The sequence below is a fragment of the Stenotrophomonas testudinis genome, assembly GCF_024499815.1.
Taxonomy (GTDB): Bacteria; Pseudomonadota; Gammaproteobacteria; order Xanthomonadales; family Xanthomonadaceae; genus Stenotrophomonas.
On the sequence record NZ_JAMOKY010000030.1, the window covers coordinates 1 to 25,912 of the forward strand.

22 protein-coding genes are annotated in these 25,912 nt (G+C 67.4%); 15 read left to right on the forward strand and 7 right to left on the reverse strand.

Translation table 11 applies throughout. The features are described 5' to 3' along the window. Positions 1 to 155: 155 nt before the first annotated feature. Together NQ204_RS14745 and NQ204_RS14750 are read right to left on the reverse strand one after the other, a co-directional pair. Positions 156 to 701, reverse strand: coding sequence for a WG repeat-containing protein (locus NQ204_RS14745; RefSeq protein ID WP_116862711.1), 546 nt, complete (start codon positions 699 to 701; stop codon positions 156 to 158). Next, positions 698 to 2,404 carry an alkaline phosphatase gene (locus NQ204_RS14750; RefSeq protein WP_256644270.1) on the reverse strand — a complete coding sequence of 569 codons (1,707 nt, stop codon included), beginning with the start codon at positions 2,402 to 2,404 and terminating at the stop codon, positions 698 to 700. The genes NQ204_RS14745 and NQ204_RS14750 overlap by 4 nt, the downstream gene beginning before the upstream one ends. A gap of 153 nt (positions 2,405 to 2,557) precedes the next feature. Between NQ204_RS14750 and NQ204_RS14755 the strand changes: the two genes are divergently transcribed. The 7 genes from NQ204_RS14755 (at position 2,558) to NQ204_RS14785 (ending at position 9,660) form a co-directional block, all read left to right on the forward strand. Continuing rightward, positions 2,558 to 3,892, forward strand: coding sequence for a dicarboxylate/amino acid:cation symporter (locus NQ204_RS14755; protein WP_116862713.1), 1,335 nt, complete (start codon positions 2,558 to 2,560; stop codon positions 3,890 to 3,892). Positions 3,893 to 4,124: 232 nt separating this feature from the next. Then, on the forward strand, positions 4,125 to 4,664 hold the full coding sequence (locus NQ204_RS14760; protein WP_108769515.1) for a hypothetical protein: 540 nt from the start codon (positions 4,125 to 4,127) through the stop codon (positions 4,662 to 4,664). Next, the gene (locus tag NQ204_RS14765) at positions 4,661 to 5,284 is read left to right on the forward strand and encodes a hypothetical protein (protein ID WP_116862714.1); all 624 of its coding nucleotides are present in this window, start codon (positions 4,661 to 4,663) and stop codon (positions 5,282 to 5,284) included. The genes NQ204_RS14760 and NQ204_RS14765 overlap by 4 nt, the downstream gene beginning before the upstream one ends. Before the next feature lie 45 nt (positions 5,285 to 5,329). Beyond that, complete coding sequence (locus NQ204_RS14770) at positions 5,330 to 6,712, forward strand: adhesin (protein ID WP_256644271.1); 1,383 nt, start codon at positions 5,330 to 5,332, stop codon at positions 6,710 to 6,712. 139 nt (positions 6,713 to 6,851) lie between these two features. Further along, positions 6,852 to 7,556 (forward strand): C39 family peptidase, encoded by a 705-nt coding sequence (locus tag NQ204_RS14775; RefSeq protein ID WP_116862716.1) that lies wholly within the window; start codon positions 6,852 to 6,854, stop codon positions 7,554 to 7,556. A gap of 13 nt (positions 7,557 to 7,569) precedes the next feature. Further along, positions 7,570 to 8,319 (forward strand): hypothetical protein, encoded by a 750-nt coding sequence (locus NQ204_RS14780; RefSeq protein ID WP_256644272.1) that lies wholly within the window; start codon positions 7,570 to 7,572, stop codon positions 8,317 to 8,319. A gap of 45 nt (positions 8,320 to 8,364) precedes the next feature. Further along, positions 8,365 to 9,660, forward strand: coding sequence for a transporter (locus NQ204_RS14785; protein WP_256644273.1), 1,296 nt, complete (start codon positions 8,365 to 8,367; stop codon positions 9,658 to 9,660). A gap of 127 nt (positions 9,661 to 9,787) precedes the next feature. Here NQ204_RS14785 and NQ204_RS14790 read toward each other — a convergent pair whose 3' ends face one another. The 3 genes from NQ204_RS14790 to NQ204_RS14800 form a co-directional block, all read right to left on the reverse strand. Further along, positions 9,788 to 11,140 carry a sigma-54 interaction domain-containing protein gene (locus NQ204_RS14790; protein ID WP_116862719.1) on the reverse strand — a complete coding sequence of 451 codons (1,353 nt, stop codon included), beginning with the start codon at positions 11,138 to 11,140 and terminating at the stop codon, positions 9,788 to 9,790. A 240-nt stretch (positions 11,141 to 11,380) separates the two neighbouring features. Further along, complete coding sequence (locus NQ204_RS14795; RefSeq protein WP_116862720.1) at positions 11,381 to 12,151, reverse strand: C40 family peptidase; 771 nt, start codon at positions 12,149 to 12,151, stop codon at positions 11,381 to 11,383. 131 nt (positions 12,152 to 12,282) lie between these two features. Then, a complete protein-coding gene (locus tag NQ204_RS14800; protein ID WP_116862721.1) occupies positions 12,283 to 12,822 on the reverse strand; it encodes a C40 family peptidase in 540 nt (179 codons plus the stop codon). Positions 12,823 to 12,933: 111 nt separating this feature from the next. Here NQ204_RS14800 and NQ204_RS14805 point away from each other — a divergent pair, with 111 nt between their 5' ends. The 6 genes from NQ204_RS14805 (at position 12,934) to NQ204_RS14830 (ending at position 18,442) form a co-directional block, all read left to right on the forward strand. Continuing rightward, positions 12,934 to 13,416, forward strand: coding sequence for an FKBP-type peptidyl-prolyl cis-trans isomerase (locus tag NQ204_RS14805; protein WP_116862722.1), 483 nt, complete (start codon positions 12,934 to 12,936; stop codon positions 13,414 to 13,416). A gap of 99 nt (positions 13,417 to 13,515) precedes the next feature. Then, positions 13,516 to 14,760 carry a DUF418 domain-containing protein gene (locus NQ204_RS14810; protein ID WP_116862723.1) on the forward strand — a complete coding sequence of 415 codons (1,245 nt, stop codon included), beginning with the start codon at positions 13,516 to 13,518 and terminating at the stop codon, positions 14,758 to 14,760. 111 nt (positions 14,761 to 14,871) lie between these two features. Next, positions 14,872 to 16,230: a glutathione-disulfide reductase gene (gene gorA / locus NQ204_RS14815; RefSeq protein ID WP_256644274.1), complete on the forward strand. Its 1,359-nt coding sequence runs from the start codon at positions 14,872 to 14,874 to the stop codon at positions 16,228 to 16,230. A gap of 188 nt (positions 16,231 to 16,418) precedes the next feature. Continuing rightward, positions 16,419 to 17,339: a DMT family transporter gene (locus NQ204_RS14820; protein ID WP_116862725.1), complete on the forward strand. Its 921-nt coding sequence runs from the start codon at positions 16,419 to 16,421 to the stop codon at positions 17,337 to 17,339. Then, on the forward strand, positions 17,246 to 17,674 hold the full coding sequence (locus NQ204_RS14825) for an MGMT family protein (RefSeq protein ID WP_488192368.1): 429 nt from the start codon (positions 17,246 to 17,248) through the stop codon (positions 17,672 to 17,674). The genes NQ204_RS14820 and NQ204_RS14825 overlap by 94 nt, the downstream gene beginning before the upstream one ends. Positions 17,675 to 17,767: 93 nt before the next feature. Next, on the forward strand, positions 17,768 to 18,442 hold the full coding sequence (locus tag NQ204_RS14830) for a rhomboid family intramembrane serine protease (RefSeq protein WP_116862726.1): 675 nt from the start codon (positions 17,768 to 17,770) through the stop codon (positions 18,440 to 18,442). A gap of 63 nt (positions 18,443 to 18,505) precedes the next feature. Here the strand turns inward: NQ204_RS14830 and NQ204_RS14835 are convergent, their stop codons facing one another. Both NQ204_RS14835 and NQ204_RS14840 read right to left on the reverse strand, forming a co-directional pair. Further along, positions 18,506 to 20,092, reverse strand: coding sequence for a phytoene desaturase family protein (locus tag NQ204_RS14835; RefSeq protein ID WP_256644275.1), 1,587 nt, complete (start codon positions 20,090 to 20,092; stop codon positions 18,506 to 18,508). Beyond that, a complete protein-coding gene (locus NQ204_RS14840; protein ID WP_116862728.1) occupies positions 20,089 to 20,571 on the reverse strand; it encodes a VOC family protein in 483 nt (160 codons plus the stop codon). The genes NQ204_RS14835 and NQ204_RS14840 overlap by 4 nt, the downstream gene beginning before the upstream one ends. Before the next feature lie 135 nt (positions 20,572 to 20,706). On the opposite strand from NQ204_RS14840, the gene NQ204_RS14845 reads away from it, so the two are divergent. Both NQ204_RS14845 and NQ204_RS14850 read left to right on the forward strand, forming a co-directional pair. Continuing rightward, positions 20,707 to 22,362, forward strand: a complete 1,656-nt coding sequence (locus NQ204_RS14845; protein WP_256644276.1) for a saccharopine dehydrogenase family protein — start codon at positions 20,707 to 20,709, stop codon at positions 22,360 to 22,362. Positions 22,363 to 22,675: 313 nt separating this feature from the next. Then, complete coding sequence (locus NQ204_RS14850) at positions 22,676 to 25,705, forward strand: TonB-dependent receptor (RefSeq protein ID WP_256644277.1); 3,030 nt, start codon at positions 22,676 to 22,678, stop codon at positions 25,703 to 25,705. The last annotated feature ends 207 nt before the right edge of the window (positions 25,706 to 25,912 follow it).

The window sequence follows — 25,912 nt, forward strand, 5'->3', positions numbered from 1 at the left end:
GTCCGCGGCATGGATGCCGCGGCCAAGCCTACAGGGACGTACTTGCGGCGTCCCCGCAATCCGACACCGCCCCGCCAACCCACGGATAGCCCGCTGTTGCCTTTGACGTTGCCGTTGCATTGAGCAGGTGCAGGGCGCAGCCCTGCAAAAAGAACCTACTTCAGCCGACGGCCCGTGCGGTCGATGCGGAACCACTCCCCACCTTCCATCGGCGTATGCCCATCGCCATCCGGCGTGCCACGCCTGCACCCGTTGCAGACCTCCGCCACGCCGTCCTCGAACGGCCACGCGAAATCGAACAGCGCCGGAATCACCTGGCGGAACTGCAGGTCGAAGTAGCCGACGCGGTCACCCACGCGCCCGCGCAGCAGGCCTTCCTGCGGCGTGTCCGCGCCATTGTCCCACGCCAGCACCGGCAGGCTGCGGCCGCTGCGGGCCACGTAGTGGAAGCCGCCATCGGCATGCACAACCGCCAGGCCCTGCGCGTCGTACTGCAGGCCCTTCAGCACGTTGGCGCTGAGCTTCAACTGGTGTCCGTCCACCTCGCAGCCGGGCAGGGCCAACAGGCCGTGTTCTTCCGTCAGCTGGGTGCACGCCGGTGCCTGCGCCCACGCGGCACCGCTGGCCAGCAGACCGCACAGTGCCAGCGACCGCGCGAGGCGGCCGCTGGCAGAAGACGGCCGCTCAGACCGTGCCGTCACTGCGCCTCGGCCTTGCGCTCGAAGGCGGTCGGGGCCGGCAGCTGCACCGGCACGCCCTTGTCGTCGCAGGTGCCGGCCTGGCACAGGCGCTCGCGCAGGGCCGGGGTGGCCTGCACGATCATGTGGTAGATCGCGTTCTGTTCCAGGGTGCCGCGGATGGCCTTGCTGCCCGGACCGCGTGCCCAGATGCCCACGTCTTCGCCACCGTGCGATTCGGACTTCATCGGCACCAGTGCTTCCTGCATGTAGTCCGGGTGCTCGGTGTCCACGTCATGCAGGTTCGGGCGGCCGTTGGCCTGTTCGAAGCTGCTCGGGTTGTGCGGGTAGACCTTCGGGCCGGCCGGCTGCTGGTTGGTCGTGCCGGTGTGGCCCGGGCCGTTGGCGTAGCTCAGCGTGGTGTAGGGCTGGCCGTTGCCATCCAGCGCGTAGTCCAGCTTGCCAGCGCCATCTTCGCCGCCCTTGTCCTTCACCTTGCCAAGGATCGGGTTGCCTCGCGCCGGGTAGCCGACGAAGTTGAGGGTGTGCGAGTGGTCGGCGGTGACGATGATCAGGGTGTCGTCGGCCGAGGTCAGTTCGTTGGCCACGCGCACCGCGTCGGACAGGGCGACGGTTTCGGTGAGGGCGCGGTAGGCGTTGCCGCTGTGGTTGGCGTGGTCGATGCGCGCGCCTTCGACCATCAGCACGTAGCCTTCCTGATGCTGCTGGAGGTTCTTGATCGCCGCGGCGGTCAGCTCGGCCAGGCTCGGCTCACCCGCCGGGTCCTGCGGGCGCTCGTACTCGTAACGCATGTGGTCCGGCTCGAACAGGCCGAGAATGGCCGGCGCGGTGGCCGCGGCCGCCAGCTGCGTGCTGTTCCAGACGTAGGCGCCGTGCGGATGCGAGTGCTGCCATTCCTGCACCAGGCTACGCCCGTCCAGGCGCTGGCCGACCTTGTCGTCGTACTCGGGGTCGCGTTCTTCCACGGTGGTGAATTCGCCACGGCCACCGCCGAGGGCGACCAGCGGGCCACGGCCGTAGCGCGAGGTCGACAGCAGCTGCTGGGCGATGTCCTTGCAGCCGGCAGCCTTGGCGGCGTCGGTCAGGTCGGTGTCGTTTTCCCAGTTGCGCTCGGGCGAGTGCGCGTAGGTCGCGGCCGGGGTGGCGTGGGTCAGGCGTGCGGTGGAGACGATGCCGGTCGCCAGGCCGGCGCTGTCTGCCAGCTGCAGCCAGGTCAGCATGCCCTTGGACAGGCTGTCGGCGCAGTCGCTGCGGCTGCCGGCGCTGACGCCGATCGCACCCATGTGGGTCTTCACGCCGGTGGTGATGGCGGTCATCGTGCCGGCCGAGTCCGGCGTCTGTGAATCGGTGTTGTATGTCTTGCTGAACGCCGTGGCCGGGAAGCGCTCCCAGGACAGCAGGTTCTCTTCGCCCGAGCCGCCCTTCTGCTGACCTTCGTAGATGCGCGAGGCGGCGACGGTGGTCAGGCTCATGCCGTCACCCAGGAACAGGATGACGTTTTTCGCCTTGCCGGCCATCGCGCCATTGGCGGCCGCCTGGGCGGCGCCGCTGCGATACCACCACTGCGGGGTCTCGCCGGCCGGATGTGCGATGGGATCAACAGCGACCTTCAGGCCGGCCGGGGCGGAGGCGGGGGTGGTGCTGGCGCAGGCGCCCAGCAGCAGGGTGGTGGCACAGGCGGCCAACAGGGAGACGGAACGACGCATGGACGCTGGGATCTCACAAAGTGTAACGGGGCGTTCATTATGCCCAACCCTGCAATGCACGCCGATGACACACTGTTTGCCGGTAGGGCGGTCGTACCGCCTGCCCGCTTGGGCTATCGTGCCAGCATCCCTTCCTTCCCCCCTGGATTGCCTATGAAACTGGTCTCTGCCTGGCTGCGGATTCCATTCTGGCAGCGCGTGGTCGGTGGCTTCGTGCTTGGCGCGCTGGCCGGCTGGGCGCTTGGCCCGGCCGCTGAAACGTGGTTCGGCCCGCTCGGCGAACTGTACGTCACCCTCATCAAGATGATCGCGGTACCGCTGGTGTTCTTCGCGGTCATCAACGCCATCTCTTCGCTGCACGGCCAGAAATCGGTCGCCGCGCTCAGTGGCCGCACGTTCCTGTGGTTCGTCATCACCGCCGCGCTGGCGGTGTGCGTGGGCCTGGGCGTGGGCACGGTGCTGCAGCCCGGCGCCGGTGGCCTGCAGCTGTCGATGGCCAACAACTACGTGCCGCGCGAAGTGCCCAGCGCGGTGCAGGTGCTGCTGGACGTGGTGCCGTCCAACGTGTTCTACGCGCTGTCGGGCATCGGCACCAAGGTCAATGCCGCCGGCGAGACAGTGCTGGCCGCAGGCCGCGGTTCGATCCTGCCGGTGATCTTCTTCGCCGGCCTGGTTGGCTTCGCCATCGTCAAGCTCGGCGAGAAGGTGGCCGAGGCGCGCAAGCTGGTCGGCCAGATGAGCGACATCATGATCCAGGTGACCCGCTTCGTGCTGGAAGTCACCCCGATCGGTACGTTCGGCCTGATCGCCGGCCTGGTCGGCAGCTACGGCTTCGAGAAGCTGCTGCCACTGGGCCATTTCGTGCTGGCCCTGTACGTGGCCTGCGCGCTGCACATCATCGTGGTCTACAGTGCCCTGCTGCTCTCGCACGGCCTCAATCCGCTGAAGTTCTTCCGCGGTGCCGCGCCGGGCATGCAGGTGGCGTTCGTCAGCTCGTCCAGCTTCGCCGCGATGCCGGTGGCGCTGCGTTCGATCACCCACAACCTGGGCGTGAACAAGGACTACGGCTCGTTCGCCGTGCCGCTGGGCGCGAGCATCAAGATGGACGGCTGCGGTGCGATCTACCCTGCGCTGTGCGCGGTGTTCATCGCCCAGTACAGCGGCGTGCCGCTGTCGCCGGAGCAGTACGTGGTGGTGCTGATCGCATCGGTGCTGGGCAGCTTCGGCACGGCCGGCGTGCCGGGCACGGCGGTCATCATGGCCACCGTGGTGCTGAGTGCGGCCAACCTGCCGCTGGAAACCATCGGTTACCTGTACGCGATCGACCGCATCCTGGACATGATGCGCACCATGACGAATGTGACGGGCCAGATGCTGGTACCGGTGCTGGTGGCCAAGGAAACCGGCCTGCTCGACCAGTCGGTGTACGACAACCCGTCGACCAACGTCGGCCTGGACGATCCCGACCCGACCCCGCCGCGTAGCTGAAGCGGCACTGCAACGGGCTGTATCAGCAGCTGTAACGCCGCTGATACAGCCCCTGCCAAGCCTTGTGCAGCATCGTTTCCTGCACGTTAAGGCAAACGAAATCCGAATGCCTCTGTAACACCCTGCTCGCAACGCGCCGCCCCCTCGACTGGCTGAACCGCTTGCTACCAAGCGGTTTGGAAGTTGGCACGGAAGCTGCTCTGTCCCTGCGCATACGCAACGGGAGAGCGGCATGGACAGCAGCAGCACCCATCTCGGTTCCTCGGTCCGGCAGCTGGCGCTGCTGCTGGCCCTGGCCTGCCCGCTGGCGGCCGCCGCCTCCGGTGCGCGCCAGGGTGTGAAGGCGCAGCCGGGCGAGATCGTCCTGCTGCGGGATGTGGCCGCACGTCCGGCCTATCGCATGGCGCCGCCCGGCATGGCGTTGATCGCCGATCCCAAACCGCAGCATGAGATCGCCACCGCACTCGGCAGCGGCGGCGGCTCCAGCGGCATGGATGAATTGAGCGATGACGACTATGCCGGGCTGGGGGCGGGGCAGACCGGCCGCATGGCCGCGCCGGGCGGCACCACCGTGGAGCGGGTGACCCACCAGGCCCTTGGCGGCACGCTGGGCCGTTCCAGTGACGGCGCGCTCGGCGGCAACAGCCTGGGTGGTGCGATGAGCGGCCCGCTCGGCGCCGTCGGCAACACCACCCGCGGCATCGGCGATACCGTGCGCGGCGCACTGGCGCAGTTCCCGCTGGGCGCGGCACCGCAGGGAGGTGGCAAGTGAATCGCGCGGCGCGTGGCGCGCTGCTGCTGGTGCTGGCGGGTGCGCCCGCACTGGCCTGGGCAGACGATTACAGCGGCATGCTGTCCTACCTGGACGTGGCGCGCATTGGCGACCGCGCGCTGGCCGGTGCCAGCGGCGCCATCATGGTCAACCAGGCCAGCGGCGACCTCAACATCCAGGCCAACCTGCAGGGCATGGCCACCGGCGACCAGGCCAACGTCGCCATCGCCGCACGCCAGCAGCGCCATGCCGACGTGGTGCTCTCGGGGCCGCTGCAGGCCACCGCACATATCGAAGGCCAGGCGCTGAACGGCGCCAGTGGCATCGCATCGATCAACCAGGCCAGTGGCATCGCCAACACGACGCTCAACGTCGTCAGCGCGACGCTGGCCCGGCAAGGGATACGCGAGACCGACGACGCGGCTTTGGCGGCGTCGGACATCGCGTCAACAGGGGGGCAGGGCGACGCCGGCGACGGTGTTGCGGCGGGTATCCGCAGCGTTGGGGTTTCCGCCTCGGCACTGCGGGGCTTCGACGGTGTCCTGCAACTCAATCAGATCGCGGGAGCCCGCAACGACACGGCCAACGTGCTTGGCATGGTCGTCCAGGGCAACCCGTGAGCAGTACCCACCACCCGATGTATCACTGATGAGAGAGAGGACACCATGAACGCGACTTTCAAAAAGTCTCTGCTCGCCATGGCAATTGCTTCTGCCTCGACCGCCGCCGCGGCCAATGGCTGGGACAACCAGAACGCCAACGCGAACATCAACCACAACCATGTCGTGACCGAAATCCGTAACGACACCCACAACCACACCGACAACGAGGTCCGCAACTGGACCCGTACCAACACCACGGTACGCAACAACACCGACAGCTCGAGCGTGACCCGCAACCGTACGGTCAACGAGCAGGTGCAGAAGAACAGCAACATCCAGGCCGACGAGCGCAAGGAAAAGAACAACCACGGCGTCGACGTGAACCTGGAAAAGGACCTGCGCCTGAGCAGCGACGTGAACTTCTCCGGCGATCCGACCATCACCGGTGACATCGACCTGGATTCGGCCGCCATCGCGGTCATCGACAACCGCCAGTCGATCAGCCACAACGCCGCGTCCAACAGCCTGGTCACCAACAGCGCCTCGATCGCCGATGACGTCGGCTCGGGTGCCTCGGGCAACCTCGGCTTCAACGTCGTGGCCGGTGACAACAACGCGCAGGACAATGCAGCTTCGCTGTCCGCCGCTGACGCATCCTTCAGCTTCGGCATGGCCGACGCCGAGGTGTTCGTCAACCAGTCCGGCATGGGCAACACCACCATGAACTCCGGCGTCACCAACGCCGCCGGCCTCGGTGGCAATGCCTTCGGCGGCGCGTCCGGCAACATCGGCGTGAACATCGCGTCGGGCAACAACAACGAGCAGAAGAACGCGCTCGCTGCGTCGGTGGCCACCAGCGCGATGGCCCAGTCCAGCATCAGCTCCAACCAGGTGTCCAGCGGCAATGCCGTGAGCAATGCCGGCTTCGTGCAGTCCTACACCGATACGGTGCAGGTCGGCATGAGCGGCGGTGTCAGCGGCCTGACCCTGGCCTATGGCGCCGGCACCTACAGCGGCCGTGGCAATGCCTACCAGATGGCCAACTACTATCTGGATACCTGGAGTGGCGACCTGCCGCACCCGGGTGGCAACGCGACCGGCCACATCGATCTGGACAACGAGATCCAGAACGCGACGCCGAACCCGTACCGTCAGGGCGTCGGTGGCCTGGGCTTCGATACGCGTGAAAGCGGCACCAGCCAGTTCGTCGAACTGGGCGTCGCCGACCTGTACGCCAGCCTGAGCGGCACCGTCACGACCACCCGCTGGGTGAACGTGAATGCGACCAACACCTCGGCGCTGTCGGGCAGTGCGTTCTCGGGCGCCTCCGGCAACATCGGCGTGAACGTCGCCTCGGGCACCGGCAACCTGCAGGCCAACAGCCTGGCCCTAGCCGTGGCACAGCCGAGCACCGGTGGCGGTGGCGGCGCCGGCGGCGGCGAGTAACACCTGGCGTGACCGCTTTCGCAGCGAAGCTGCGTTGAGTGCAACAAGCCCGGTCATCCGCCAATGGCCGGGTCCCCCGGGAGCCCCTGCTCCTCCTCCCCCTTGGGGCAGGGGCTCCTTCCTTCTGCTGGAGGGCACCATGGCCGCACACCGCTGCTGGATCCGCCTGCTGTCCTGCCTGCTGTTGCTGGGCAGCGCCCACGCATGGGCGGGCGACGTCAAGTTCACCGGCATACTGCCCAACGGCGCGCTGATGCAGCAGAAGGTAGAGAGCATGCAGGAGCGGCGCTACCGCAACCTGGTGCGGCAACACACCGATTACAGCTGTGGCGCGGCCGCACTGGCCACCATCCTGCGCTACGCCTACCACCTGGACACCACGGAGGCGACGGTGATCGAAGGGATGATGGGCGTCTCCGATCCGCAGCTGGTGAAGGAACGCGGTTTCTCGCTGCTGGACATCAAGCGCTATGTCGAATCACTCGGCATGCGCGGGCGTGGCTACCGCATCGATGAGAGCCGGCTGCGCAACCTGCGCGTGCCCGGCCTGGTGCTGATGGACGTGCGCGGGTTCCGCCACTTCGTGGTGCTCAAGCAGGTCCGCGGCGGCATCGTCGAGGTGGCCGACCCCATCCTCGGCAACCGCAGCCTGTCCCTGGCCGAATTCAACGAAGCGTGGCCGTCGCGCGCTGTTTTCGTCGTGATCGGCAGCGACTTCGATCGCAACACTGTTCTTCTGCAACCCAGCGAGCGGCCCAGTGCGCGTGCGTTGTACGCGCGGCAGGGCCCGATCACCGATGCCGAACTGGTCGATTTCGGCTTCAGCCATGCCGACCTGTTCTGAAGGAGGCCCGATCATGCTGTGCCAACGTTTGTTGATCGCCACGCTGCTGCTGTTGCCGGTGCTGCCCGCTTGGGCCGCTGAAGGCGCACCAGGGCGCGGGCTGAAGGAAATACCCGATCCCGAACTGAACCTGATGCGTGGCCGCTACACCGTGGGCGGCAACAACGTGGCCTGGTTCGGGGTAACGATGATTTCGCAATGGCAGGGCGCCAACGGCAGCAGCGTGCAGGGCGCGCTGACCCTGGGCATGGACTTCCGCCAGGGCAGTACGCCGCGGCTGACGTTCCAGCCGCACGTGCAGGTCACCAACGCAGATGCGCCGATGCCCACCCCGGACGGACGCAGCATCGACAGCGTTGGCCTGGCCAACGCCACCGGCCTGGTGCAGGCGGTGCAGGTGGCCGGCGATGGCAACACCGCACGCAACGTGACCACCTTGACCGTACGTGATGGCGCGGTGCCGACCACCACCGACGATGGCAACCGCATCGCCCAGATGCAGCAGGGTGGGACCAGTGCCACGGCGGTGCTCGATGGCAACCAGGCGCGCCTGATGCTGCAGATCGACGGCCAGGGCCTGGTCCAGCAGTGGATCCGCAATGGCAGCGTCGGCCAGGGCATCGCCTTGTCCGGTGATGGGCAGGTAGCAAGCAACCGGCTGCAGCTTGAGCTGGTACGCAACACCGTGGCCAGCAACCAGCCGTTGAGCCAGAGCGTGGCCCAGGCGATCGCGCTGAACCGCGGCATGGGCCCGGGCCAGTAACACGGCCCGGTCAAGGGGGAAGGACGGACAACGCAGGCCAACAACATGCACACCTATTTGCGTCTTACCCCGCTGGCGCTGGCGGCGCTGGCGGCCAATGCCTTCGCCCAGCAACCGGCGGCGGAGGCCAAGGACGGTGCCGATGTACAGGCACTGATCACCCAGCTCGAGCAGCTCAAGGCCAACTATGCGCAGGAGGTGCGACGCCTGCGCGAACTGGACATGCAGGTGCAGGCCATGCAGGCCCGCCTGAGCGGACGGGCCGGCGGCGCCACGACCCCGGCGGCGCCCCTGGCGCCTGCGGCGGCGGCGGCCATGCCACCGAGCAGCGAAGGCTATGCCAGTACCGCGGCTGAGGCCCAGCAGGCCAAACAGGAGGCGCGGCGCAGCGTGGACGATGTGAAGCAGCAGCAGGCCGCGCTGTTCTCTCGCAAGTTCACCGTAGAAAACAGCCTCACCTATGCGCGCTATGACCGCAAGCAGCTCTCCCTCAACGGCTTCCTGGCGCTGGATGCGATCTTCCTCGGCAACATCGCCATCGAGAATGTCGAGTCCGATTCGCTGACCTACAACCTGGCCGCGCGCTGGGGTGTCAGCCCGAACCTGACGTTGAACATGGACGTGCCCTACCTGGCGCGGCGCACCGTGTACCAGAAGGGCGGTGCGGGCGGCGCGGCGGCGGCCATCGCCCAGGAAGAGACCAACGGCAACGGCATCGGCGATGTCAGCATGAGCGCCAACTACCGCCTGTTCGGCGAGCGTGGCTGGCGCCCGGAAACGGTGCTGACCGGCGGCGTCACCGCACCGACCGGCCGCGCACCGTATGGCCTGGACTGGCGGGTGATCGAGCGCGATGACGATGACTACATCCGCTTCGCGGTACCGCGCGAACAGCCGACCGGCAATGGCGTCTGGCAGGCCAACCTGGGCGTGTCGATGGTGAAGACCGCCGATCCGGCGATCCTGTTCGCCAACGCCGGCTACATCCATTCCTTCCCGCGTGGCTTCGACGATATCGACAGCAACCCGGACACCGTGAACCCCGGCGATGTGAAGCTGGGCGGGTCGGTGTACTTCGGTGCCGGCGTGGCCTTCGCCTTCAACGAACGCACCAGCCTGAGCATTTCCTTCAGCGACAAGATCAGTGCACGCGCGTCGACGCGGTTCCAAGGCGGGCAGTGGGTGAAGGTGATCGGCAGCGATGCCAACGCGGCGTCGTTGAACCTCGGCGTGACCTATGCGCTGAACCAGCACGCGACGATGGTGACCCTGCTGGGCATCGGCCTGACCCCGGATGCACCGGACTTCACGCTGTCGTTCAAGGTGCCGTACATGTTGTAGCTGATTGCGGTGATCCTGCATCGGCAACGCCGGGCCTCGCCCGGCGTTCTTTTTCTCGCAGCGACGCTCACGCTCCCGGTAGAGCCGAGCCATTCTCGGCTGACTTCCTGCCGGGCAGGATCCGGCACTACCGTTCCGGCGGCAGCTCCAGGCGGTGCTTCCGGCACAACCGATACACCGTCACCCGCGACACCTGCATGTGCCGCGCGCAGGCCGACACGTTGTAGCCATGCATCTTCAGCGTCCGCAGCAGCACATCGCGCTCGACCTGGCCGCGCGCGTCCTGCAGCACCGCGCGCGGCGAGGGGGCGTCGGCGTCGGCCAGATCCAGATCGCTGGCGCTGATCAGCTCGTGTTCGCTGACGATCGCCGCGCGCTGCACGCGGTTCAACAGCTCGCGCACATTGCCCGGCCAGTCGAAGTGGCGCATCGCCACGCGCGCACCGGGATCGAAGCCACGGGCGCGGCCGGGATGGCGGTGGCGGAAGCTCCGCAGGAAGTGCTCGGCCAGCAGCAGCACGTCGTTGCCACGGTCGCGCAGCGCCGGCATCGGCAGCCGCAGCACGTTGAGGCGGTAGTACAGATCGCGGCGGAACCGTCCCTGGGCGACGGCCTGTTCGAGGTCCACGTGGGTTGCCGCCAGCACGCGGACATCCACCCGCAGCGGCTGGTTGCTGCCAACCCGCTCCAGCGTGCCTTCCTGCAGCACGCGCAGCAGGCTGGTCTGTGCGTCGGCAGGCAGGTCGCCCACCTCGTCCAGGAACACGGTGCCGCCGTTGGCGGTTTCGAACAGGCCGACCCGGCGCTGGGCAGCCCCGGTGAAGGCGCCGCGCTCGTGGCCGAACAGCTCCGACTGCACCAGGCTGGCCGGGATGGCCCCGCAGTTGACTGCGAGGAAGGACCGGCCGGCACGCCCGGACAGGGCGTGCAGGGCCTGCGCGGCCAGTTCCTTGCCGGTGCCGGTTTCGCCGGTGACCAGCACCGGAAGCTCGACCGGAGCGAATTTGTGCAGGGACGCGCGCACGGCCAGCAGGGCCGGGCTGTCGCCGATCAGCGCGGGCAGGCCGCCGCCGTCGCGTATCGCCGCTGCGGGCGGATCATCCTCGCCACATTCGCGCTGCATCGCGGTCAGCAGGTCCTGCAGCTCGCGGGGCAGGGTGAACTGATCCTGGCAGGCGCGCAGCAGCGGCGCCCAGCTGGGTGGCGGCACATCCAGGCCGCCCGGCAGCACGGCCATCCAGGGCAGGTGGTGGTGCTGCTCGACCCACGGCAGCATGGGCTGCAGCGCCTCCGCATCCAGGTGGCGCAGGTCCAGCACGGCCACCAGATGGTCGCGGCCGCGCAGGCCCACGGCCATGGCCGGCGAGGGACTGACGCAGCGCAGCTGCCAGCCGGCCGCCGCCAGGGCGTCGCGCTCGCTCGCCAGTGGCTGGCCGAACCAGATCACACAGCGTGATGGAACCTGCAGGCTTGCCGCCATGCCTTCCCCCAAGCATCCGGGCAACGCGGGCGGTGTCAGACCGGGCATCGCGCGTGCCGCCCCACGCCGGGATGCCATGGCCGCGTCCAGCGGCCGGTCGCGGCATGTATCTCGCCGTGACATCAGTGACCAACGCAGGCAACGGCGGCCAGCGGCCACGCATCTGCACTTCAGGGGAGGCGGACAACAAAAAAGCCGCTGCAGGGCAGCGGCTTCCAGTGCGGGTGCAGGGCGTCCGGGTTAGAGGTCGACGCGGCGGGCCTGCATGAACTTGTTGCCCCAGTAGCCGCTGAGCAGGGTGTCGACGCGGACATCCTTGCCGGTGCTCGGTGCGTGCAGGAAGCGGCCTTCGCCGACATAGATGCCGACGTGGTCGACGCGACCCTTGCGGCCGAAGAAGACCAGGTCGCCCGCAGCCAGCGCGGCGCGATCGTTGATCAGTTCGGCATTGTTGTCATGGGCCATTTCGCGCGAGACGCGCGGCAACTCGATGCCCAGCGCCGAGCGGAACACGTAGCCGACCAGGCCGCTGCAGTCGAAGCCGCTGTCCGGGTTGCTGCCACCCCAACGGTAGGGGGTGCCCAGCAGGGTCATCGCGCGGCGCAGCAGGGACTGCACCTTGCCGTTGTCGGCCTCGGTGCCAACGACGCTGCCGTTGGCGGCGCTGCTGGTGTCGTAGTTGGCAAGCAGGCGACTGAGGTCGCCGGCGACCATCGCCGAGCGGTCCATCAGCGGAATGGTGTCATTGGCGGCCAGATGCGGCAGCAGGGCGGCCAGGGTGGCGCTGGCGGCGGCATCGGCACGGCTGCGCTGGGGAGCGGCAGCGTCGGCCTTGGCGGCCGGCCGGGCGGTCTCGGCCACGGTGGCCGGGGTCGCGTCGGTCTTGGTGGGGGCATTCTGCGACCAGGCCGGAAGGCTGGTCAGACACAGCGCCAGGCCCAGGAAAAGCGGGCGGACACTACGTGAAGAAGCGGCGGTCTGGCCTTGGCCTTGCAGGTCGTCAGTCGTCACGCGTCGGTCACAGGAAAAAAACGATGGGGCATCATGCCCTGTAAAAGCGTCAATAAGTTAAAAATTCCGTTAATAAACCGTTATTTCCATAGTGACTTCAATCACAGTTTTGAAAATATCGCCTGTTCATTTTAGCGAAGAACGCGTTTCGCTCCTGTGTAGTGGTCTTTCCAGTAGGCGCCACTGAGCGAGTCCAGGCGGACCGTGCCGCCGGTGCTTGGCGCGTGCACGAACCGGCCTTCGCCGACGTAGATGCCAACATGGGTGACGTTGCCGCGGCTGCCGAAGAACACCAGGTCGCCGGTGGCCAGGCGCTGGGGATCGATCTTCGGCCCCTGCACGGCGGCGAGGTCGCGCGAGGTGCGCGGCAGCTTCAGGTCGACCATCTCGCGGTAGACGTAGGTCACCAGGCCGCTGCAGTCGAAGCCCGAATCGGGGGTGTTGCCGCCATAGCGGTAGGGCGTGCCGACCAGGCTGATGGCGCGCATCAGCACCGAATTGGCAGCCTCTGGGTTGTCCGGCGTGGTGGCCGGCCAGTGCGCCGTGGGCGGCGGCGTGGCGGGGCGGACGGCCTTGCCGCCACCGCAGGCGGCCAGCAGCAGGGGCAGGGCCAGCAGCAGGGCGGGCGCGAGGATCCGGCGCAGGCCGGACGAAACTGGCGTGTTGTGCATGTTCTCCGGATAATGCGCCACCTTGGATTGGCCGTCATGATGGCGGCGTCCCCGCCGGGCGACAACCCGCCCCAACCCGCCTGCCTCCGGCAGATCCAGACAGAGTTGCGCATGAAGATCGAAAAAGACCGCGTTGTCCGCTTCCATTACACCGTCTCCGAGGTCGGCCAGGCGCCGATCGAATCGTCCAAGGACCGCGGTGAGCCGCTGTCGATCCTGATCGGCCACGGCAACATCATCCCGGGCCTGGAAAACGCCATGATGGACAAGGAAGCCGGCGCGACCTTCGACGTCGACGTCTCGGCGGCCGATGCCTACGGCGAGCGCCGCGAGGGCCTGTCCCAGCGCGTGCCGAAGAAGCACTTCGGCACCGCCAAGCTGGTCCCGGGCCAGCAGGTCGTGCTGCAGACCAACTTCGGCCCGCGCGCGGTCACCGTGCAGAAGGTCGGCATGAGCGTGGTCGACGTCGACCTGAACCACCCGATGGCCGGCAAGGACCTGCATTTCAACGTCGAGATCGTTGAAGTGCGCGAAGCCGCCAAGGAAGAAATCGACCACGGCCACGTCCATGGCGACGGTGGTCACCAGCACTGATCGCCACGCGATCGTGATGGCAGCAACGGCCCGCTTCGGCGGGTCGTTGCGTTTCTGGGACAGGGCGCGGCCGTCCATGGCGTGCAGGGCGGCGGCATAATGGCGGACCTGCCTGCCGGATGCCCCGTGAACGCCGCTTCCCTTTCCCTGCAGCCGGTAGCTTCCGGCGAACGCATCGCGGTGCTGGACGTGCTGCGCGGGGTGGCCCTGCTGGGCATCCTGCTGATGAACATCGAGGCCCTCAGCGGACCGCTGGACCTGGCCTTCACCGGCATCGACACGCGCTGGCACGGGCTGGACTACGCGGCCGATGCCTTCGTCTACATCTTCGTGCAGGGCAAGTTCTTCACCCTGTTCTCGCTGCTGTTCGGTGCCGGCTTTGCGGTCATGGCGCAACGCGCGCAGGCGGCCGGGCGTGAATTCGCGCCGTTCTACCTGCGGCGCAGCCTCGGCCTGGCGCTGATCGGCCTGTGCCACGCACTGCTGGTCTGGTCCGGCGACATCCTGGTGATGTACGCGCTGGTCTCGCTGCCTCTGCTGGCCTGCCGCGAAGCGCCGCGCAGCTGGCTGCCGTGGATGGGCATCGTGGTCTACCTGGCTGGCGTGTCGATGATGCTGCTGATCGGCGCGATGGTGACGATCTCGCCGCCGCAGGACCTGCAGAAGATGCTGGTGGACGCGCAGCAGGCCATCGACCAGCAGCGCCTGGTGTACGGCCAGGGCACGTGGATGCAGGGCAACGTGCAGCGCCTGCAGGAGTTCGGCAGCTCGCTGGGCGCGCTGGTGATCACCGGGCCGGAAGTGCTGGGCATGTTCCTGATCGGTAGCTGGTTCGCCGCCAGTGGTGCACTGACCGAGCCGGGGCGCTTCCCGCGGCTGTATGCCAGCCTGCGCTGGGTCGCGCTGCCGCTGGGCCTGCTGGTCACCCTGGGCGGGGTGCTGTGGAAGCCGTACCTGGCGCCGGGCGAATACACCTTTGAAACCACCGCGGTGATGTCGCTGGTGTCGGTCGGCGCGGTGCCGATGTGCCTGGGCTACCTGGCGTGGATCGTGCACTGGCGCGCGTGGCTGGGCTGGCTGGCACCGGCGGGGCGCATGGCGCTGACCCACTACCTGGCGCAGTCGCTGGTCTGCACCTGGCTGTTCAACCACTACGGGCTGGGCTGGTTCGACCTGATGCCGCGCGCATGGCAGCTGGTGTTCGCCTTGCTGCTGTTCGCGCTGCAGGTGGGCATCTCGCAGCTGTGGCTGCGGCGCTTCCGCTTCGGCCCGATGGAATGGCTGTGGCGTGCGATGACCTACCGGCAATGGCCGCCGATGCGCCGCGAGGTCGCGCAGGGATGACCCCGCCCGCACCGCTCACGCTGCGCATCCCCATGGCATGCTCGCCCACAACGGCGGCGGCCTCCACGCATCGCGTGGATCCACGACTCCTCTTTTCTTCGAGCGATTCCGATGAGCACTGCAACCTTTGACTACGATCTGATCGTGCTTGGCGGCGGTTCCGCCGGCCTGGCCGGCGCCATCCGCGCGGCCCAGCACGGCAAGCGCGTGGCGCTGCTGGAACCCGGCGCGCTGGGCGGTACCTGCGTCAACGTCGGTTGCGTGCCGAAAAAGGCGATGTGGCTGGCGGCCGACCTGCACGAGCGCATCGGCCTGGCCAGTGCGATGGGCTTCGATGTGCCGGCACGCCCGGCGCTGTCGTGGAAGGAACTGGTGATCCATCGTCAGGCCTACATCACCAACATCCATACCAGCTACAACAAGCGCCTGGACGAAACCGGCGTGGTGCGCATCCCCGCGCGCGGCCAACTGGTCGACGCGCATACCGTGACCTGCAGCGATGGCGTGCGCTACAGCGCCGGACACATCCTCATCGCCACCGGGGCGCACCCGCAGCGGCCGGACATTCCCGGCGCGGAGCTGGGCCTGGTCTCCGATGATTTCTTCGACCTGCGCAGTGCGCCGGCCGAAGTGGCGATCATCGGTGGCGGCTACATCGCGGTGGAGCTGGCCGGACTGCTGCAGGCGCTGGGCAGCAGGGTCAGCCTGCTGGTGCGCGGCAACCGGCTGCTGGAGCGCTTCGATCATGAACTGACCGACCAGCTGGCCGAGAACCTGAAACAGCAGGGTGTGCGCATCTATTTCGACTACCGCCTGCGTGAACTGCAGCGCGACGGTGAGCGCGTGCGCGCCTTCGGCCATGACGGCCCGCTGGACAGCGTGTTCGATGCGGTGTTCTTCGCCACCGGCCGCCGTGGCAACAGCCGCGACCTCGGCCTGGAAGCGCTGGGCATCGGCATTGGCGAACACCAGCAGGTGGAAGTGGACGAGTGGCAGACCACAGCGGTGCCCAGCGTGCATGCGGTGGGTGACATTGCCGGCAAGGTCGGCCTGACCCCGGTCGCCGTGGCCGCGGCACGGCGCCTGATGGACCGCCTGTTCGGTGGTCGCCCTGAAGCGAAGATGGATTACAGCAACGTGGCCAGCGTGGTGTTCTCGCACCCGCCGCTGGGCGCGGTGGGCATGAGCGAAGAAGAAGCACGTGCCTGCTTCGACCAGGTGACGGTCTACCACAGCCGGTTCCGGCCGATGCTGCAGGCGCTGGCCAACGGCACCCAGCGCAGCCTGTTCAAGATGGTCTGCGCCGGTGCCGAGGAGCGCGTGGTCGGCATCCACCTGCTCGGTGAAGCAGCCGATGAGATCCTGCAGGGCTTCGCGGTGGCGGTGAAGATGGGCGCGACCAAGGCCCAGTTCGACGATACCGTGGCCATCCACCCGACCTCGGCCGAGGAAGTGGTGCTGATGCGCTGATCTGCAGTTGCTGTAGCGCCGAGCCCATGCTCGGCTGCGCCCATCTGTAGAGTCGAGCCATGCTCGACTGCGGTGGGAAGTCAGTCGAGCATGGCTCGACTCAACAAGGCGGGCAGCGCGCCCCCGCATGCGACAATGCGCGTCCCCACATACCCCATGGCCGCCCCCTGCGGTCTGCCGTCGTCCTGATGTCCAACCCTTCCCCCCGCATCGCTACTGCCTCCCCGCGCATTGCCCTGGGCGGTATCGGCCTGGCGGCGGTGGGTGCCATCGCCGCGTCCGGCAAGGCCATCATCGTCAAGCTCGGTCTGCGCCACGGCGTCGATGCCACTACGCTGCTGGCCCTGCGCATGCTGATGGCGCTGCCGCTGTTCGTGCTGATGGCCCTGTGGTCGGCGCGGCGTGCCGAAACGCTGTCCTGGGCCGACCGTGCCCGCGTGCTGTGGCTGGGCTTCACCGGCTACTACCTGTCCAGCCTGCTCGATTTCCAGGGCCTGCAGTACATCAGCGTGACCCTGGAACGGCTGATCCTGTACTTGAACCCGACCCTGGTGCTGCTGATCAACGTGCTGCTGGCGCGGCAGCGCCCGGGCCGCTGGCAGGTCGCGGCGCTGGTGCTGAGCTACCTGGGCGTGCTGCTGGCCTTCGGCCATGATCTGCAGCGCGAGGGCGGGCAGATCATCGTCGGCAGCCTGCTGGTGCTGGGAAGCGCGCTCAGCTACGCGCTGTACCTGTTCGGCAGCGGCCAGGTGGTCGCGCGCATCGGTGCGGTGCGGCTGACCGCCTATGCCAGCTGCGTGGCCGGCGTGCTGGTGCTGCTGCATTTCGCCATCACCCATCCGCTGCCGCTGCTGTGGCAGGCACCGGCGCCGGTGCAATGGCTGTCGCTGGTCAACGCCACGGTATGCACCGTGCTGCCGGTGCTGGCGATCATGCTGGCGGTGCAGCGCGTCGGCTCGTCGCTGGCCGCGCAGGTGGGTATGCTGGGGCCGGTTTCCACCATCGTGATGAGTCTATGGCTGCTCGACGAGCCGATGGGGCCGGCGCAGATCGTCGGCACCGTACTGGTGCTGATCGGCGTACTGCTGGTGACGCGCCTGCGGCGCTGACGCCGGAGCAGGCGCTTGACCGCATCCTGGCGGTGATCCGTGCGATCCCGCCGGGCCAGGTGCTGGGCTATGGCCAGGTGGCGATGCGTGCCGGCCTGCCCGGGCGCGCACGCCTGACCGCGCGGATCCTGGGCCAGAATGATGATCCGGACCTGCCCTGGCACCGTGTGCTGCGCTCGGACGGTCGCATCGCCATGGCCGAAGGCTCGGCCGGCTGGCGCGAGCAGTCGCAGCGGCTTCGCGCCGAAGGTGTGGTGGTCGAGAACGGCCGGGTGCGGATGCCGGCCATCGACCCGGCTGCTGCACTGGACGCGGCCCTATGGGGCCCGGGCTGATCACCGCTGCCGTCTGAACGCCGGGCGCTGGGCGGTCGCGACGTTGCCGTAGTGCTGCGGCTATGATGGAGGCCGTTCCATGCAGGTGCTCCCATGTTCCCGCGACTGACCCCTGTCACCAAGGCGCTGCTGATCGCCAACGTGATCCTGTTCCTGCTGCAGCAGCCGTTCCTGCTTGGCATGCAGACCTTCGAGCCGTTCATGCTGCAGCCGCTGCAGCAGGGCTTCGATGCGTTCTCGCCGGGGAGCAACTTCCAGCCGTGGCAGTTGCTGACGTATGGCTTCCTGCATGCAGGCTTCGGCCACCTGTTCTTCAACATGATGCTGCTCTTCATGCTGGGCGCGCCGCTGGAACAGGTGTGGGGTGAAAAGCGCTTCCTGACCTACTACCTGGTGTGCGTCGCCGGTGCCGGTGTCTGCCAGTTGCTGGTGGGCACCCTGCTGGACAACCCCGCCACGGTACTGGGTGCATCGGGCGGTATCTTTGGCCTGCTGCTGGCCTACGGCATGATCTTCGGCAAACAGGTCATCCGGCTGATGTTCCCGCCGATCACGATGACCGTGCGTACCTTCGTGATCCTGATGGGCGTGACGGAAATCGTCATGGCCATGACCGGTTGGGAACCGGGCGTCGCCCATCTGGCCCATCTGGGCGGCATGCTGTTCGGCTGGCTGCTGATCCGCTACTGGCGTGGGCAGCCTCCCTTCAGCAAGCGCCGCCCCCCCGGCCCGCCCAAGCGCCCGAATCACCTGCGCAGCGTGAAGTGAGGCGCGTCGCGCCTCGCGTCACGCGGGTAGGTGTCGACCGTTGGTCCGCAGGCTTTCACACCGTCACAGATCCCGCAACACCACCTGCGCGGCATTGTGCCCTGGCGCCCCGGTCACACCACCACCGGGATGCGTGCCCGAACCACACAGGTACAGCCCCGGCAGCGCACCGCGGTAGCCGGCCTGGCCGACCATCGGCCGTGCCGAGAACAGCTGATTGGCGCTGAGCGCGCCATGGAAGATGTCGCCGCCGATCAGGCCAAAGGTTCGTTCCAGATCCAACGGTGACAGCACCTGCCGGCCCAGCACGCTTCCGGCAAAGCCCGGCGCATGGCGCTCGACGGTGGCGATCATCAGGTCGGCCACCTCGTCCCGATGGTCATCCCAGTGCCGCCCACCGGGCAGCACCGGCGCTACGTGCTGGCAGAACAGGCTGGCCACATGCTGCCCGGGCGGGGCCAGCGAATCTTCCAGCGTGCTGGGAATCAACATCTCCACGATCGGTTCGCGCGACCAGCCATCGCGCCGTGCGTCCAGCCAGGCGCGGTCCATGTAGTCCAGGCTGGGCGCCATGATGATGCCGGCACTGAGGTGGTCGCCAGGGCCGGGCAGGGCAGTGAAGTCCGGCAGACGCGACAACGCCACGTTCATACGGAATGTGCCTGAGCCGCAGCGCCACTGCGCCATGCGTTCACGCGTGGCCGACGGTACCTGCGCCGGCTCAAGCAGTTGTTCGTAGAGCAGCTTGGGATTGACGTTGGCGACCACGCTGCGCGCACGCAGGGTTTCGCCGCTGGCCAGCACGACACCGGCCACGCGCCCCTGCTCGATAAGCACGCGCTGCACACCCGCATCCACGCGCAGCTCCGCGCCGGCTGCGCGCGCTGCCGCCGCGATGGCCTGGCTGATCGCGCCCATACCGCCGATGGCGTGGCCCCAGGCTCCCTTCACGCCGTTGCACTGGCCGAACACGTGGTGCAGCAGCACGTAGGCACTGCCCGGCGTGTACGGGCTGGCGAAGTTGCCGACGATGCCATCGAAGCCGAACAGCGCCTTGATCGGTTCGCTCTCGAACCAGCGGTCCAGGTACTCGGCGGCCGACAGCGTGAACAGGTCCAGCAGCTCCTGCCGCAGCGACGCATCCAGCGAGGCCAGTTCGCGGCCCAGGCGCCCCATCTGCCACAGCGCGGGCAGGGCGCGCCATCCGCCGGCCACGCCGAGGTCGGGCGGCGCACGCAGCGCCCATGCACGCAGCACGTCGGCGAAGATCTCCAGCCGCGCTTCGTAGTCGGGCAGCCGCAGCGCGTCGCGCTCGGAGAATTTCGCCACCTCGGCCTGGGTACGGCCCGGTGCCGACAGCAGGTAGCGGCCATCGTCCAGCGGCAGGAAGTTGTTGGCTGGCCGGTTGATGATGCGCAGCCCATGCGCGTGCAGCTGCAGGTCGTCGATCACCTTCGGCTGCAGCAGCGATACGGTGTAGGACGCCACCGAGTTGCGGAAGCCGGGGTGGAACTCCTCGGTAACCGCTGCGCCGCCCAGCACGCCACGGCGCTCGAGCACCAGCACCTTCTTTCCGGCTTTGGCCAGGTAGGCGGCGCACACCAGTGCGTTGTGGCCACCGCCGACGATGATCGCGTCCCAGTGGCTCATGCGCCGGCAATCGCCGCTTCGATGGTGGCGATGTCGATTTTCTTCATCGGCATCATGGCGTTGAAGGCGCGTTTCGCCAGTGCCTTGTCCGGGCTGGTCACCGCTTCGATGAGCATGCGCGGGCTGATCTGCCACGACACGCCCCAGCGGTCCTTGCACCAGCCGCAGTCGCTCTCCTGGCCGCCATTGCCGACGATCGCATTCCACAGACGGTCGGTCTCGGCCTGGTCCTCGGTCTGGATCTGGAACGAAAACGCTTCGTTGTGCTTGAACGCCGGGCCGCCATTGAGGCCGACGCAGGCCACGCCGCAGACGGTGAACTCGACGGTGAGCACCGCGCCCTCCTGGCCGGCGGGGTAGTTGCCGGGCGCATGGTGCACGGCGGTCACCGCACTGTCGGGAAAGGTGCTGGCGTAGAAGGTGGCGGCTTCCAGCGCCTCCTTGTCGTACCACACGCAGATGATGTTCCTGACGATCATGATCGGCTCCGCAGCGGGCGAAGGCGCAGCGATAGCACGGGCGGTGTTAATGCGGGATCGTGCTGCACTGCAGGACCGCGCTACCATGCGATGGCAGAGCAGTTCCCTTCCATCGCAGTACGACAAGGACGACGCGTGAAGATCCTGATCCTCGGCGGATATGGGGTATTTGGAGGGCGCCTGGTGCAGCTGCTGGCGGACCTGCCGCAGCTGGAGCTGCTGGTGGCCGGGCGCACCCTGGCGGCGGCGCAGGCCTTCTGCGCGGACTACCGCGGCGAAGCGCGCGTGCGGCCGCTGCGGGTGGACCGGCAGGAGCTGGCGCCGACCCTGCTGGCCGAAGGGCCCGATCTGGTGATCGATGCGTCAGGTCCCTTCCAGGAGTACGGCAGCCAGCGCTATGCGGCCATCGAGGCCTGCATCGCCGCCGGCATCGACTATCTGGATTTCGCCGACGCCGCCGACTTCGTGTTCGGTGTCTCACAGTTCGACGCGCAGGCGCGCGCGGCCGGCGTCTACGTGCTGTCCGGGGTCAGCAGCTTCCCGGTGCTGACCGCCGCCGTGCTGCGGGTGATGGCCACGCGCATGGACATCCTCAGCGTGGAAGGCGGAATCGCGCCGTCGCCCTACGCCGGCATCGGCCTGAACGTGATGCGCGCGGTGGTCGGTTATGCCGGGTCACCGGTGAAGCTGCGTCGCGGTGGGCGTGATGGCCACGGCGTGGGCCTGGCCGAAAGCCGCCGCTTCACCGTGGCGGTGCCGGGCCGGATACCGCTGCGCAACCTGCATTTCTCGCTGGTGGACGTGCCCGACCTGCAGGTGCTGCCGCCGGAGCACCCGACGCTCACCGAAGTCTGGATCGGTGCCGGGCCGGTGCCGGAGATCCTGCACCGCATCCTCAACCTGCTGGCCAAGGCCCGCCAGCACCTGCGACTGCCGTCGCTGGAGCCGTGCTCGCGGCTGTTCTACACCGTGCTGAACCTGATGAAGTTCGGCGAGCATCGCGGCGGCATGATCGTGCGCGCGCTCGGCGTGCGTGACGGCGCGCCGGTGCGGCAGAGCTGGCACCTGCTGGCCGAAGCCGATGACGGTCCCTACATTCCGTCAATGGCCATCGAGGCGCTGATCCGCAAGCAGCTTGCCGGCGAGCGGCCGGTGCCGGGCGCGCGCCCGGCAACGCACGCGCTGGAACTGACCGACTACGACCAGGTGTTTGCCGGCCGCACCATCCATACCGGTTTCCGCCAGGACATGCCCGGCGCCAGCCTGTACCAGCGCGTGCTCGGCGAGGCCTATTCGCAGTTGCCCGCAGCCGTGCAGGCCCTGCATGCGCCGGGTGCGGCGCGGTGCTGGCAGGGCAGGGCGCAGGTGCAGCGAGGCAATGGCCTGCTGTCGCGGCTGCTGGGCGTGGTGTTTGGTTTCCCGTCTGCGGGCGAGCAGGTGCCGGTCAGCGTCGCCTTTGCGCCGGAAGCGGGCGGCGAGCGCTGGACGCGCACGTTTGCCGGGCGCCGTTTCTCCTCGCTGCAGACCGAAGGGCGTGGCCGCAACGAGGCGCTGCTGGTCGAGCGCTTCGGTGCCGTGTCGGTGGCGCTGGCCGTGGTGGTCGAGGGCGGTCGGCTGCAGCTGGTGCCGCGTCGCTGGTCGCTGCTGGGCATCCCGCTGCCGCGCGCGCTGCTGCCGGGAGATGACAGCTTCGAGTACGAAGTGGATGGACGTTTCGTGTTCGACGTGGAGATCGGTGCGCCGCTGGTCGGCCGCATCGTGCATTACCGGGGGACGCTGGAGCCGGCGTGAGGATTTCCGCTGCGTGCATGCAGCGGGTGTGTCGGAATCGGAATGGTGCGCTGTCGCTTCGGACACTGTCCGCTGCGCGTTGCCTATTCTTGGGTGACGTATTTCACCTGTCGTGAGGCGATCTGGGCAGCGATGCGAGCGGCTGCATGACCTGCTGAATCCTCAGCTTTTTCAAGCGCATGGCGGAGGGTTTGGCCTACGTCGAACGTTGGTCGTGACGTATTTCGCCCGATTCATCACCCGTTGCAGCACTGCCCCGCACGCCAGGTCCGTGCCTATAACGCTCCGGCAGTTCCATCACCGGAGAGAGTTCATGGCATTTGCATCCGCACATCGTGTGCTGAAGCGCAGCGCGCTTTCGGCAGTATTGTTTTCCATCATTGGCAGCGTCGCCGCGCAGAGCACCACCGGCACGCTGCATGGCACCGCCGCCGGTTCCGAAGGCGCGACCGTCGTCGCCCAGAGCGACAGCGGCCTGAAGCGGACGGCCGCCGTCGATGCGCAGGGACGCTACAGCTTCGGCGCGCTGCCGGTGGGTCGCTACAGCATCAGCCTGCAGCGCAACGGGCGCATCCTCGAACAGCGCGATGACGTGCAGCTGCGCGTGGGCAGCGGTACCGAAGTGAGCTTCGCTGCACATGGCCCGGCCACAACGCTGGAAGCAGTCAATGTCACCGCGGCGAACCTGCCGAAGATCGATGTGAGCCACACGGTCTCCAAGTCGGTCATCACCTCCGAGCAGCTGGACGTGCTGCCGCTGGGGCGCAGCGCTGAGTCCATCGCGCTGCTGGCGCCGGGCGTGGTGGCCGGCAGCGGTGCCTTCTCCAACGGATCGCGCTCGGTCCTCTCGTTCGGCGGCTCCAGCGTCACCGAGAACGCGTACTACCTCAATGGCTTCAACGTTACCAATCCACTCAACTACCTGGGTGGCATCAGTCTGCCGTATGGCTCCATCGACCAGCAGGAAACCTTCACCGGCGGCTATGGCGCGGCGTATGGCCGTTCCACCGGTGGTGTCATCAACCAGGTCGGCAAGCGTGGCACCAACGCGTGGCGGTTTGGCGCGCAGGTCACCTGGTCACCGGCCGGGCTGGCCGAGTCACCGGCATCGGTGAATTACCCGGACATGACCCTGCCGGAAGGATATGCCTACGAGAACGAGGGCAAGCCGGGCACGCTGTACCGCTACCGGCGCGGTGACAAGGCCACCACGACCACCTACAGCGGTTATGTCAGCGGCCCGTTGATCGAAGACAAGCTGTTCATCCACCTTGCCGCCGAGTCGAACCGTCGCGAGGGGGTTGCAACCGCCAACGAGGCCGCCGCGCAGCAGGTGCGCAACCACTACGGTGTGGATACGCCGAAGTTCTACGGCAAGATCGACTGGAACATCAACGACAGCAACACGCTGGAATACACGCGCTTCCAGGACACGGATCGTACCGGCGGCTACTACCGGGAGTTCGACTACCAGACATTGTCCGAGGGGGATCGCACGGGCACCTTCCCCAACATCAGCAAATCGACCACCGACGTCGACATCTTCAAGTACACCGGCTACCTCAACGACGCGCTGACCTTCAGTACCGTGTGGGGGCGCGCCCGCACCAGCAACCTTGAGTTCAATCCGCTGAACTCGGGCAACCCCTACATCAGTGGCGCCGGCAACCAGGATCCCGCGTTGAACGGTGGTACGCCGATCCGCAACGACCAGCCCGATCTCTACAACAAGGCCCCGGATGCGGGCAGCACGACGCACGGGCTGCGCATGGACCTGCAGTACCGCATCGGCAACCATGAGTTGACCGCTGGCGTCGACAACATGACCTATCGGGCCAACAACGAAGGCCAGTCCATGACCGGCCCCGGCCATGCCTGGATCTATTCCCGCGGCAATCCCGGCGCCTCGCCCAGCCCGGGCTTCGGCATCGCACCCCCGGGAGGAAATGGCTACTTCGTGCAGAAGTACATTTTCTCCACCACCACCAGCATGTCGGTGAAGCAGCGGGCGTACTACCTGGAGGACCGCTGGCAGCTGACGCCCGACTGGCTGCTGACGCTCGGCCTGCGCAACGACCGCTTCACCAACTTCAACAGCGATGGCCGCGCCTACGTGGAGAGCGGCGACCAGTGGGCGCCACGACTGGGCGCCAGCTGGGATGTTTTCGGTGACGCCTCGTTGAAGCTGTTCGCCAACCTGGGCCGCTACTACCTGGCCTTGCCCAACAGCGTGGCCATCCGTGGCGCTTCCGCATCGACGTACACGCGTGAGTACTTCACCTATACCGGCATCGATGCCAACGGCAATCCGACCGGTCTGACGCCGCTGGGGCCGGGGCCGGTGTCGGCCAATGGCGAGTATGGGCAGGCACCCGATCCACTGGCGGTGGCGCCGACCGACCTGAAGTCGCAGTACCAGGACGAACTGATCCTGGGCTTCGAGAAGACCTTGGGCAGCCGCTGGAACACCGGTGGCAAGGTCACCTACCGGCAACTGCAGTCGGCCATTGACGATACCTGCGATGCCGACCGCTTCGTCGACCGACTGGCAGGCATGGGGCTGGATGCCGACACCTTCGACCTGCCCGGTTGCGTGATCTTCAATCCAGGTGCCACCAACACGTTCCAGCTGCGGCACCGTGATGGCTCCGGCTACACGCCGGTCAGCATGAGTTCGACCGACTGGGGCTACGACGGCAAGAAGGCGAAGCGTCAGTATGTCGCGCTGGATGTGTTCATCGAGCACCCGATGTCCGACGGCTGGTACGGCCGCCTGGACTACACCTGGTCGCGCAGCTTCGGCAACACCGAAGGGCAGGTGAGATCGGATATCGGCCAGGGCGATGTGTCCAAGACCCAGGACTGGGATGCGGCGGCGTTGATGGAGTACGCCGGTGGCTACCTCGCCAATGATCGGCGGCACCAGTTCAAGGCGTTCGGCGCCTATCAGATCAATGACGAATGGACCGCATCTGCCACGGTGCGGGTGATGTCGGGCATGCCGAAAAACTGCCTCGGCTACTACGGCAGTGACCAGAGCGATCCTCTCAATGGTTACGGCTCGGCCTACCACTACTGCAACGGCAAGCCGTCGCGTCCCGGCGACGCGGGTCGGCAGCCGTGGACGGCGCAGCTGGATATGGGCGTGATGTACCGCCCCGGGTTTGCTGACAACCGGCTGGGCCTGGGCCTGAACGTCTTCAACGTGCTCAACCAGCGGCGCCAGCTTCAGTCGACCGCCAAGTACCAGACCGGGCCGGACACGGTCTCCAACCTCTACGGCATGGGCAACTACTTCATGGCTCCGCGGACGGTGCGCCTGAGCGCTTCCTACGACTTCTGACCTGCGCGAACAACGGCTCTCTCTCTCCGCAAGGGTTGGCTTGGCCCTGATCCGTCAGGGCCCTTTTTCCAGCGACCTGCCCTGCACGGATCCACGGCAGGCACGGATACCCGGTCATACCAGCGAAGGCGCCCCAGGGCGCCTTTTTCGTTGTCGTCTCGCCCTGCCGCCCGCTGCGGGAAATCGAAAGTAAATGATCGGCGGACC

Bases quoted from the DNA above. Each gene is read 5' to 3' on its own strand.
- NQ204_RS14750 (WP_256644270.1), bottom strand. From the start codon at position 2,404: ATGCGTCGTTCCGTCTCCCTGTTGGCCGCCTGTGCCACCACCCTGCTG.
- NQ204_RS14755 (WP_116862713.1), top strand. From the start codon at position 2,558: ATGAAACTGGTCTCTGCCTGGCTGCGGATTCCATTCTGGCAGCGCGTG.
- NQ204_RS14760 (WP_108769515.1), top strand. From the start codon at position 4,125: ATGGACAGCAGCAGCACCCATCTCGGTTCCTCGGTCCGGCAGCTGGCG.
- NQ204_RS14770 (WP_256644271.1), top strand. From the start codon at position 5,330: ATGAACGCGACTTTCAAAAAGTCTCTGCTCGCCATGGCAATTGCTTCT.
- NQ204_RS14775 (WP_116862716.1), top strand. From the start codon at position 6,852: ATGGCCGCACACCGCTGCTGGATCCGCCTGCTGTCCTGCCTGCTGTTG.
- NQ204_RS14780 (WP_256644272.1), top strand. From the start codon at position 7,570: ATGCTGTGCCAACGTTTGTTGATCGCCACGCTGCTGCTGTTGCCGGTG.
- NQ204_RS14785 (WP_256644273.1), top strand. From the start codon at position 8,365: ATGCACACCTATTTGCGTCTTACCCCGCTGGCGCTGGCGGCGCTGGCG.
- NQ204_RS14790 (WP_116862719.1), bottom strand. From the start codon at position 11,140: ATGGCGGCAAGCCTGCAGGTTCCATCACGCTGTGTGATCTGGTTCGGC.
- NQ204_RS14800 (WP_116862721.1), bottom strand. From the start codon at position 12,822: ATGCACAACACGCCAGTTTCGTCCGGCCTGCGCCGGATCCTCGCGCCC.
- NQ204_RS14805 (WP_116862722.1), top strand. From the start codon at position 12,934: ATGAAGATCGAAAAAGACCGCGTTGTCCGCTTCCATTACACCGTCTCC.
- NQ204_RS14810 (WP_116862723.1), top strand. From the start codon at position 13,516: ATGGCGGACCTGCCTGCCGGATGCCCCGTGAACGCCGCTTCCCTTTCC.
- gorA (WP_256644274.1), top strand. From the start codon at position 14,872: ATGAGCACTGCAACCTTTGACTACGATCTGATCGTGCTTGGCGGCGGT.
- NQ204_RS14820 (WP_116862725.1), top strand. From the start codon at position 16,419: ATGTCCAACCCTTCCCCCCGCATCGCTACTGCCTCCCCGCGCATTGCC.
- NQ204_RS14825 (WP_488192368.1), top strand. From the start codon at position 17,246: ATGGCTGCTCGACGAGCCGATGGGGCCGGCGCAGATCGTCGGCACCGT.
- NQ204_RS14830 (WP_116862726.1), top strand. From the start codon at position 17,768: ATGTTCCCGCGACTGACCCCTGTCACCAAGGCGCTGCTGATCGCCAAC.
- NQ204_RS14835 (WP_256644275.1), bottom strand. From the start codon at position 20,092: ATGAGCCACTGGGACGCGATCATCGTCGGCGGTGGCCACAACGCACTG.
- NQ204_RS14840 (WP_116862728.1), bottom strand. From the start codon at position 20,571: ATGATCGTCAGGAACATCATCTGCGTGTGGTACGACAAGGAGGCGCTG.
- NQ204_RS14850 (WP_256644277.1), top strand. From the start codon at position 22,676: ATGGCATTTGCATCCGCACATCGTGTGCTGAAGCGCAGCGCGCTTTCG.